At 48.5% G+C, this 10,628-nt stretch carries 5 protein-coding genes; 4 read left to right on the top strand and 1 reads right to left on the bottom strand.

The features are described 5' to 3' along the window. Positions 1–16 precede the first annotated feature (16 nt). The 3 genes from QUB56_RS29640 to QUB56_RS29650 all read left to right on the top strand — a co-directional run bounded on the left by QUB56_RS29640 (position 17) and on the right by QUB56_RS29650 (position 6,759). Entirely contained in the window at positions 17–1,420 is a 1,404-nt protein-coding gene (locus tag QUB56_RS29640) for a hypothetical protein (protein ID WP_332959914.1), read from the top strand. Between the two features lie 93 nt (positions 1,421–1,513). Then, positions 1,514–6,214, top strand: coding sequence for an eCIS core domain-containing protein (locus QUB56_RS29645; RefSeq protein WP_332959916.1), 4,701 nt, complete (start codon positions 1,514–1,516; stop codon positions 6,212–6,214). A 2-nt stretch (positions 6,215–6,216) separates the two neighbouring features. After that, entirely contained in the window at positions 6,217–6,759 is a 543-nt protein-coding gene (locus QUB56_RS29650; protein WP_332959918.1) for a hypothetical protein, read from the top strand. A 218-nt stretch (positions 6,760–6,977) separates the two neighbouring features. Here QUB56_RS29650 and QUB56_RS29655 read toward each other — a convergent pair whose 3' ends face one another. Next, complete coding sequence (locus tag QUB56_RS29655) at positions 6,978–7,313, bottom strand: Uma2 family endonuclease (protein WP_332959920.1); 336 nt, start codon at positions 7,311–7,313, stop codon at positions 6,978–6,980. Between the two features lie 960 nt (positions 7,314–8,273). Between QUB56_RS29655 and QUB56_RS29660 the strand changes: the two genes are divergently transcribed. Beyond that, positions 8,274–10,430: an AAA family ATPase gene (locus QUB56_RS29660; protein WP_332959922.1), complete on the top strand. Its 2,157-nt coding sequence runs from the start codon at positions 8,274–8,276 to the stop codon at positions 10,428–10,430. The last annotated feature ends 198 nt before the right edge of the window (positions 10,431–10,628 follow it).

Below are 10,628 nucleotides of genomic sequence, written 5' to 3' on the forward strand. Positions count from 1 at the left end.
TTGCAAGGAGAACCTCATGGCAGACCATCCATTTACAGGTACGCTTTCTGTCACCGACAAAATAGGAATTGGCATCGAAAACCCGATCGCCCAACTTCATATATCTTCCTTAACGACTGCACCCAGCCAAACCTTTCTAGAATCAGGTGGAGCATTACTCAAATTGAGCGTTGATGCCAGCGGTGCAAAGTTGGGGACAGATAACGCTTTTTCGCTGAGTATTATAACCGATGGTTTTCCTCGAATTGCGATCGATGCCGTGGGAAATATAGGCATTGGCGTGCCAACTCCCTCAACCAAGTTAGAAGTGAATGGCACGATTAAAGCAACAGAATTTCAAGGCAATGGCGTAACTTTAGATGGCATTGTCAAGAAATCTGGAGACACCATGACTGGATCCCTAACAGTTAGTGGCAATGTCCAAGCTACCTCATTCCTCGGTAATGGTGCAACCTTAGACGGCATCGTCAAAAAAACAGGTGATACTATGACAGGTACGCTGACGGTGCAAAATAATCTCATCGTTACGGGTAATGTTGGCATGGGGACCATGGAACCATTAAACTCATTGCATGTGGCAAGACCTGCTCATCTTAATGCGATCTTCGATCGCACGGATACGCAAGATCACTTGACAGCCGTAGTAGGTAGTGACGGAAGTGGATTCAGATTTTCTAATTCCAACTTCTTCTTTATAGGAACACAGCCTTATTCCGAGCGGAATGATAACGGTGTTGGCACAGAATTGTTGAGAATAACCAGTGCTGGTAACGTTGGTATTGGCACAGCCAATCCGATTCTTCGATTAGACGTTAGCGGAGACTGGATTGGTAGTAGTGATAACTCTCAAAGCCGAGGAGGCTGGAGACTGGGGCGATGGCCTGCTAACCAGCCCAATGAGTGGGTTTACCTGAGCAGAACTGACAGTACAGCCTATCAAGATTTGGCAGTAAAAGCCTTGTGGGCAGGTGGTGACTTACGCTTTGGCAGTGCAGACGATCTCGCCGAGATGACTCCTGTACAAGCCGAAGATCATCTGGAACCAGGAGATGTCGTCGTCATCGACAATCCACCAGACAATCGCGTCTTGCTGGCAAAAAGTAGTCAACCCTACGATTCCAGAGTTGCGGGAGTTATTGCCGATCCCACGACATCAGGGTTGATTATAGGGGGAAGCCATCCAACAGATGTCAATCGAGATGACTTAAAACCGTTAGCATTAGCAGGTCGAGTTTTGACCAAAGTTATTCTCGAAAATGGTCCGATCGATGCTGGAGATTATCTAACAACTTCTTCTACTCCAGGACACGCGATGAAAGCCTCTTCGCCAGGAAGTATTTTAGGGAAAGCCCTCCAATCTTTTCAAAGTGAACCAAAGGATGGAATTAATAAAATATGGGTTCTCATTAATTTGGGATAAACTGTTTTACTTGCTTTTTTATTTTTAATTCTCAATCAGATCGAGTTTTTTTACCACAAATAGTAACAATTACAAGAGCAGGCGGTGAGTTGTATGGGAGATCTAAAAGCGACCCAAGAGAAAAATATGACGGTAACTCGTCAGGAGAGGAGCGCGATCGCGTCTAAATCGCCCCTTCATGCTCCTCCTACTCACCCCATGCTGCGACTGCAACGGCAAATCGGCAACCAGGCCGTCACTCAACTCATCCAGGCAAAGCTCAAAGTCGGTAAACCTAATGATACTTATGAAATGGAAGCCGATCGCGTTGCCGATACGGTGATGCGAATGCCCGATGTTTTGTTACAGCGACAAACTGAGGAAAAGAAGGAAGAAACGGCACAAACTAAACCCGAGGTCGGAGAAACCTCTGCGGTTGTTCAGCGACAAGCGGCTGAGGAAAATAAAGAGGAAATGGCGCAAACTAAACCTGCGATCGCACCCATTACTCCTTTAGTACAACGCCAAGCTGAAGAGAAAAAGGAAGAACCCGTCCAAACGCTTCAACGCCAACCTGAAGAGAAAAAAGACGAACCAGTTCAAACTCTCCAACGCCAAACAGAGGAGAAAAAAGACGAACCAGTTCAAACTCTCCAACGCCAAACAGAGGAGAAAAAAGACGAACCAGTTCAAACTCTCCAACGCCAAACAGAGGAGAAAAAAGAAGAACCAGTTCAAACTCTCCAACGCCAAACCGAAGAGAAAAAAGACGAACCCGTTCAAACACTCCAACGTCAAACTGAAGAGAAAAAAGACGAACCCGTTCAAACACTCCAACGCCAAACCGAAGAGAAAAAAGACGAACCCGTTCAAACCAAAACAGCCGTTGACTCCACCTCAGAAGTCGCAACTGATGTAGAAAGCCGCATCCAAACCATGCGAGAGGGCGGTCGTCCTTTGCCTGACTCCACCCGCAGCTTTTTTGAGTCCCGCTTCGGCTACGACTTCAGCGGCGTGCGAGTGCATACTGACTCCCAAGCCGATGACGTATCCCGGAAACTGAACGCCCAAGCCTTTACTATCGGTCCCAATGTCTTCTTTGCCGGGGGACGTTACGAACCCCACACCACTCAGGGGAAATGGTTGCTAGCGCACGAGTTAACCCATACCGTGCAGCAACAATCCTCAACGCCCCTGGCGGCTAACTCCCCCACCGTGCAGTCCTCCCAAGCGTCCAACCGGGCAAATCGCCGAGTGCAGCGAAAATCGCGCCAACAACCCGGACTCCCCATCTCCACGGACTCCCCCAAACACATCGCCCGCAAAGGAGCCAAATCGCCATCCTCCCCCTTCCAAGACCCCGGTTTTAAGGCAGTCGTCGATCGCACCAAACGCACGGCAAAACAGCAGAAACAGCACCCTCCCGCCAGCAAAAAGGCAGCCGAAGCCCAAGCCGCCGCCAAAGGCCCCGCGAACGAGGTCGCTAGCGCCTCCGCTGGAAACCAGGTCGGTCAAATGGATCAGCAGCAGCCCAAAGCATTCGATCGCAAGGCATTTAAGGCAGCGCTGGTGGCAAAAATTGCAGCGGCATCGCCCAAAACCCTCAAAGAGGCGGACGAGTTTAAGGAAAGCGGCAAACTCAGCGGAGTCAAAGGCGACCTCACCGGACAGGTGGAGACAAGCAAGCAGCAATCTCAGGGCAATATCGAATCCAAGGTGAAGGAAGCGCCCAGTCCCAGCGGCATCAAGGCAAAATCCGTCACGCCGCTGCCGCCGACGGAGAAAGGCGCACCGCCTGCCAATATCGGGGCTGCCCAAGCCGCGCCCAAACCCAAGACTGCCGATGAGGTGTCCCTCCAGGAAGGCAGCCAATCCCTCGACCAAAAAATGGCGGATGCGGATGTCACTGACGAACAGCTGAAAAAATCGAACGAACCGGACTTCCAAGGGGCACTCGAGGCGAAGAAGGAAGCGCAAACCGATGCGGTGCAAGCCCCCAAAGCCTACCGCCAGGAGGAGAAAGGGGTCCTGGCGCAAGCTCAAACTCAGGCAACGGCGGCGGCGAAAACCCAACTCACGTCGATGCAGGGGGTACGGGGACAGCTTCAAACCCAGGTGACGGGTTCCCAACGCCAATCGCAGAGTAAGGACGAGGAAGAACGGGCAAGGGTTGCCAACGAAATTAAAGCAATTTACGACCAAACCAAATATAAAGCAGAAGCCCGTCTCAGCCGACTGGATACGGAGGTAAACCAGGCATTTGACAGTGGTGCCGATCGAGCGCAGCAGGCGTTTGAGGACTACGTGAAGCGCCGCATGGATGCCTACAAGGACGAGCGCTATAGTGGGGCAATCGGTACGGGACGCTGGGTGAAAGACAAGTTTCTGGGGCTGCCATCCGAGGTAAATGCCTTTTATCAGGAAGGTCGGTCTCTGTATCTCAAATTGATGGATGCGGTTCTGGATCGAGTGGCTGCGACGGTTGAGAAGGGGCTCAACGAAGCCAAGGACGAAATTACCAAAGGCAGAAAAACGGTTCAGGATTACGTCACCAAGCAGCCTGCGAGTCTCCAGAAGGTGGCACAAGATACGGCGAAAACGATTCAAAGTCAGTTCGATCAACTCGAAGAAAGCGTCAACGATAAGCAGAACCAACTGATTGATTCCCTCGCACAAAAATACAACGAACGCTTGCAGGCGATCGATTCTCGTATTGAAGAAATGAAAGCCGCCAATCGCGGGTTGGTGGATAAGGCACTCGATGCCGTTGCAGGTACGATCGAGACAATCCTAGAGCTGAAAAATATGCTCATGGGAGTGCTAGGACGCGCAGCGGATGCGATCGGGAAAATTATCAAAGATCCGATCGGTTTCCTGGGCAATTTGGTTGCCGGGGTGAAGCAAGGATTCATGAACTTTGTGGGGAATATCGGCGCGCATTTGCAACAGGGATTGATGGGTTGGCTATTTGGGGCGATCGCCGAAGCAGGGATTCAACTGCCCGACAAACTAGACCTGCAAGGCATCATCAGCATCGTTCTCCAGATATTGGGTCTGACCTACGCCAATTTCCGCGCTCGTGCGGTGAAAATTCTGGGCGAAAAAGTCGTCAAAACCCTGGAAACTGCCGCCGAAATCTTCAAGATTCTCGTCACTCAAGGGCCAGCGGGACTGTGGGTTTATATCAAAGAGCAGGTGAGCAATTTAGCCGAAGTGGTGATTGAAGGGATTAAATCTTTTGTCACGGAAACGATTATTAAGGCAGGGATTACCTGGATTATCAGTTTGCTCAACCCTGCCGGGGCTTTTATCAAAGCTTGCAAGGCAATTTACGACATTATTATGTTCTTTGTGGAACGGGGCAGTCAGATTATTAGCCTTGTCAATGCCGTGATGGAATCGGTGACGGCGATCGCCGGTGGTGCGATCGGGGCGGCTGCAGGTGCGGTGGAAAACGCCCTATCTAAAGCCGTTCCGGTAGTGATTAGTTTCCTGGCGGCGCTGCTGGGCGTGACGGGAATTAGCGAGAAGATTCGAGCGATTATTACGAAAATTCAGGCTCCGGTCAATAAGGCGATCGATTGGGTGATTCAGAAGGCGTATAACTTGGTGAAGGCGGCTGGGAAGTTTTTGGGATTTGGGAAGGATAAAAAAGCCGATCCAGAGCACGATCGAAAAGTGACGGCTGGACTGAATCAACTGCATACAGAAGAGCGTAAGTACGAACAAAGCGGCAAACTCTCTTTAGAAAACGCTCGTAAAGTTGCTGGCAAGGTTAAGAGGGATAATCCTATCTTTAAATCCATCACAGTTGTGGACGGTGGCAATGCCTGGAAGTATAACTATGTTGCCAGTCCAAAGGCTGATGAACCTAGTGGACTTGGAAAAAGTGAGGATGCTGCGGTTCCAGTAGCAGTAGGTGATGCAGTCCGCCAAAGAGGCGATAATTGGTCGAATGGAGTAGTAGACTCTATCCAAGAAATTGAATCGGGCGGGCAAAAGGAAAAGAGGGTCTTTATCCTTCTGAAAAAACAAAAAAGCCGTAAAGGAGATGAAGGGAGTGTAAATAAAGCTCTACCCGGTAAGGTCTCCGTCTCCGTAGAGCAACTTATTAAGGATTTTGCGACTAGCCCAGACAGTCTGCGGATGGGAGGGTTTGCCAAAGGTTTTTCAGAGGGCATCCCCGAACATAGCAAGTATAAACCGAAGAAGCGGATCGAAACCACGATTAATGGTGGCGGTATAGACATTGAATACGAAACTGCTGGTGGGGCTAAATTTCATGCGGTCATTAGTGCTGATCGAATGACCCATAGCATTTCTGGCACGAAACTAAAATTAAAGCACGATCTGAAGATTGAAGGTCGTGGAATCACTCAAGATTCTCCTGGCTTTATTGCTAGTGCTAATTTAAATCGCAGTCATTTAATTGCCGATCTTTTCTTGGGTTCAGGGTATAAAGATGGCGCAAACTTAGTTTCCGCAAGCGCCACTTATAACAATGTGGAAATGGGAAAAGTTGAAGATGAGATATTCAAAATGATTAAAGTCAATAAAGCTAAAGAGTTTAACCTTTCAGTCACAGCTAAATTTGGAGAACTAAAGCAGGCTGATATTGTCCAGCAAATTCTCAGTAAAGTGCCAGAAGAAGAAAAAGCTACGATTAAGGCATCGATAGAACAGTTTGCTAGCCAGCACCCGAAATTCAAAGTAATCCTGGAAGTAAACTATCAAGTATCTCTGGTTAATGCTGAGACGAATGAACCGATTTCCAAATCTTTTGATCTCGCAGCAGACAAATATCTAAAAGTATAACGATGGAAACAGTCATTGCATTTATTGAGGAATTTATAGCTCAGGAATATAAGGCGAGCGTCGCTCTCACAACAGAGCCAGATCTTCACTTACTTGAAACCGATATAGAAATTCTAAATCAGTTTTTTCAAGGCTTAGATTCTGGGTTAAATATTTCGTCATCTAGAACTCTAGAGGAGCAAGACAGAGTAATCCGGCAACTACAACCACGAGTCCTGTTTCAGATTAAACAATATGCTCATTCTACACTTGGTACAATTTATCGAGTTTACCTGAGTTCGACTTTCCGCGAAGATCGCGATTACTTTACCAATTTCTATATCGCTAATACTGGCAAGGGATTAAAGATTGTTGCTCGGTATCATATCTGTAACACTTGCAATGGTAAGGGTAAAAGTGCCGATATTATCTGTGATGAATGTCACGGTTTTGGCTGGAAGTGGCGCGGTGGGCAACAACTAAACATATTAGGAACATTAGTCACTGTGCGAAAGTTTGAGCCTCCTATCGATGGGCAACATTTGCAGGAATATGAATCTGTATAAATATATAGCAACTATAATGTATAAAAATCGCAAAATCGCCTTTCTATAGAGGCTGTAAACACGACTTTCGTCTCAATGTCCCCAGGTGGCGGCAATAAAGGCAGATCGTTCTAGGGTCGATCGGGAGCAAAATTAGTCATGATGATATGTCGATCGAATCGACACGTCGAGAAAACCTGTCGATATTTTAGCTTTTTTTCGACATATCCTGAAATAGGTCATGCTTCCCCGGCCCCTAAAACTTGTGCTGCGGTGAGTTTCTGATCGGGAAAAGTCGTGGAGACGATCGAATTGCTTCCTTGAAAAACAGCTTCTTCATACAGTCCATCTACACACATCAGCACGGTAACTATGGAATTGCTTCCTTGAAAAACAGCTTCTTCATACAGTCCATCTACCCACATCAGCACGGTAACTTTTGCTTGACCGGGGTCAACAATCCAGTATTCAGGAATTCCCCGTGCGGCATATTCCGATCGCTTGTAGCGGTAGTCTCGATCTTCATTCACTTTACCCGGAGAAACCACCTCAACCACTAATGCAGGTGGTGGCATATCCTGCGTAATTGTAGCTCATCTGCCATCGATCGCCGTGAATAATTCCTCTGTTAATATCATCAAATCTGGCAAACGAACGCGAGTCAGTTGACCCGTCACCACAATCTCCGTATCTTTGCAACAGCTAAGATATAAAGGAACGAGCTTGAGAAGTTCTGACAGCAGGTAAAAGGCAATTCAGTTATTTCAATTCGTTTCTGGAGGTATTTCAACTAATCCTCCGTCTATGAGTTCATATTTTGTGTCTGTCCCATCGTCATAAACAAGGTATTCTTCTAGTGTGAGTTTTCTAGTCGCTGTCGTTGTAGTCACAGCGATCGCCCTTACAAATCTCTGTATTTAAACCTAGGTCAATTATACTGTTCAGTTCCACATCCTGCCTAACTCATGATTGAATCCAGATTTTTCAATCCTTAATTTGAACAGGACTTACGTAACCGGCATATATACAGTCCTGGACGCACACCGGGTCAAAAACCCGGGTTCTGGTCAATATCTTAAGGGAGCATCGACGATTTTTCGTAGAAACCGGGGGTTTTGCGTAAGCCCTAATATAGTAAGGTGTGTCAGCGTCCGAAACCCTCGATAATCGTTTGATAACTTCGTCTGGGGTACCCTACAAATCGATTGGATTGTGACAGTTGCGTAAATCTTATTGAAGATTTGTTAATATCGCTCAACCGCAGCATAATAAGTTATAGAATTACTAAGTGAGTCTAGGAAGTAAACTCAATTAATTGGGGACTTCGAGATGCACAACAAAGATTTCCCGAACTCATTTGTTCCGCTTCATCAGCTCACTTTAGTAACAAGAGATACCCGCAACTTCGAGGATTGTGGAATCCTCCTTTTCAATCCATTTACCTAAATAGACGATCGAACTTACTATCAACGCTACCCATCTGACAAGGTAATGACTACTATTTGCTAACAGAATCATTCAAAGTCGGAGAAACCATGCGTAACTTACCCCCAATTGCAGCCACCGATCGCTCCCTTACTTTACTGTTCTCCGCATTAGAGCAACTCGATCGCCTCCTCGATCGGGCAATCCAAACCGCCGGCGCCACCCACGATACAGAAATCGACCCCTATCGCGGACTGCACATCAGCCGGGAAGAAGTCGAACGCCTGCTCGATCGCCATCCCGGCGTGCCACTGCTGCTGCAAGAGGGGGAAACAGAACCGGATTTGATGCAGGCAGATTCTCCGTGGCGCTGGCTTCAGGAAGCCTTTACCCTCACATCGTTCGACCTCAACCTCATCGTCATTGCCCTCGCACCGGAAGTTGACTTGCGCTACGAACGGCTCTACGCCTACCTGCAAGATGATGTCACTCGCAAGCGTCCCAACGTCGAACTGGCGCTGAATTTGCTCTGTGCATCTGCCACGGAAAAAGTCGTCCGGCGCGATCGCTTTTCTGCCACCGCACCCCTCATCCGCCACCACCTGCTGCATCTAGTCCCAGAATCCGATCGCGTTGACCCCCCTTTACTCAGTTGTGCCCTGCATTTGGACGAACAGATCGTGCGCTGGCTGCTGGGCGAAACGGGACTAGATCGCCGCTTGACTCAATTTTGCCAGTTGTCCCGACCTGGGGCGCAACAGAAGACTTCCCCAGTCAGCAAAGAAATACAACGCGCCGCGATCGCCTTAGCCCAACAAAGCCGTCAGGCTCAACAGCCGCTCCACCTTTACTTTCAGGGGGTTAAGGATACGGCGAAACGGCAATTGGCAGAAGCGATCGCAGCCGAGTTAGAGATGTCCCTACTGATTGCAGACCTCGCTCGGCTGGTGGCACATCCTGATGAATTGGCCGCGAACCTGCAACGCCTGTTCCGCGAAGCTTGGCTGCAAGATGCGGTGGTGTATCTCGAGGAGTTCGACAGTCTGTGCCAAAGCGATAGCGATAGCGCTGCCTTGGCAGGTCGCGCTATCGCTTACCAGGATTTAATGAATTTACTGGCGATCGATCGAGGCATCGCGATTTTAGCGGGTGTCAAGCCTTGGATTCCGGCGGCAGGCACGGCCGTCATTCCCGTCTCTTTTGCCGTTCCCGACTTCGATCGACGGTGCGACATTTGGGCAGAACACTTGTCGGCGGCGGGGATTTCGCTGGCACCGGAAGAGTTGGCAGCCTTGGGCGATCGCTTTCGCCTGATGCCCGATGCGATCGCCAATGCCGTGACAGTCACTTGTAATGATGTCGCCTGGAACGCGGCACAGTCTGGAGAAGCGCAATCGATCGCCCTGGCTGACTTATTCCAAGCCGCGCGAGATCGATCGGGACGCGATTTAACGGCACTGGCACGAAAAGTAGAACCCAAATATACCTGGCACGATATCGTTTTACCTGGGGAAGAACTGACTCAGTTACAGGATATTTGCCATCAAGTTGCCTATCGACGCAAGGTTTACGAAGAGTGGGGATTCGATCGCAAACTCTCCCTCGGCAAAGGGTTGAATGTGCTGTTTGCCGGACCTCCAGGAACGGGAAAAACGATGGCGGCGGAAGTCATTGCAAGCGAATTGCAACTGGATTTGTATCGCATCGATCTGTCGCAGATCGTGAGCAAATATATTGGTGAAACGGAAAAAAATCTCGATCGCATTTTTGGGAATGCCGTCGATGCCAATGCCATTTTATTTTTCGATGAGGCTGATGCTTTATTCGGCAAGCGGTCGGAGGTGAAGGACGCACACGATCGCTATGCAAATATTGAAATTGGCTACTTGCTGCAAAAAATGGAAGAGTACGAAGGAGTGGCAATTTTGGCGACAAACCTGCGGCAAAATTTAGATGATGCCTTTGTTCGGCGATTGCAATTTATTGTCGAATTTCCCTTCCCCAATGAGGACTACCGTCAAAAAATTTGGGAGGTCATGTTTCCCTCTGCAACGCCCATCAGTCGAGAGGTGAACTTCAAAACGCTGGCTCGCGAAGTGAAACTCGCTGGCGGAAATCTAAAAAATATTGCCATTGCTGCGGCATTTTATGCAGCCCGTTCTGGAGGGGCGATCGAAATGTCTCATCTGGTTCTGGCGGCGCGGCGGGAATATCAAAAATTAGGACGAACGTGGAACGGAATGTTGGGCGAAACTCACTCGCGGTGAGTAATATCTCAATGTGCGTGCGACCCGCCAATATCTTCCATCTCAACTAATACCAATTTCATAAAATAGTGCTACAATTAGTACCTAGGGTTTTTGTGAGCCAGTTCTTAAAGATAAGGAAAAAAATGTCAGGAGTTGTTCGGATTGAAATTCGGGAAACAATAGAAGAGCTGACGACTCTTCTGAGGAAAGAAAAAG

Origin of the sequence: Microcoleus sp. AR_TQ3_B6 (assembly GCF_036702785.1) — a bacterium.
In the GTDB taxonomy this organism is placed as follows: domain Bacteria; phylum Cyanobacteriota; class Cyanobacteriia; order Cyanobacteriales; family Microcoleaceae; genus Microcoleus.

What these genes read in the sequence shown, in the direction of transcription:
- QUB56_RS29640 (WP_332959914.1), top strand. Translation starts at nt 17, where the DNA reads ATGGCAGACCATCCATTTACAGGTACGCTTTCTGTCACCGACAAAATA.
- QUB56_RS29645 (WP_332959916.1), top strand. Translation starts at nt 1,514, where the DNA reads ATGGGAGATCTAAAAGCGACCCAAGAGAAAAATATGACGGTAACTCGT.
- QUB56_RS29650 (WP_332959918.1), top strand. Translation starts at nt 6,217, where the DNA reads ATGGAAACAGTCATTGCATTTATTGAGGAATTTATAGCTCAGGAATAT.
- QUB56_RS29655 (WP_332959920.1), bottom strand. Translation starts at nt 7,313, where the DNA reads ATGCCACCACCTGCATTAGTGGTTGAGGTGGTTTCTCCGGGTAAAGTG.
- QUB56_RS29660 (WP_332959922.1), top strand. Translation starts at nt 8,274, where the DNA reads ATGCGTAACTTACCCCCAATTGCAGCCACCGATCGCTCCCTTACTTTA.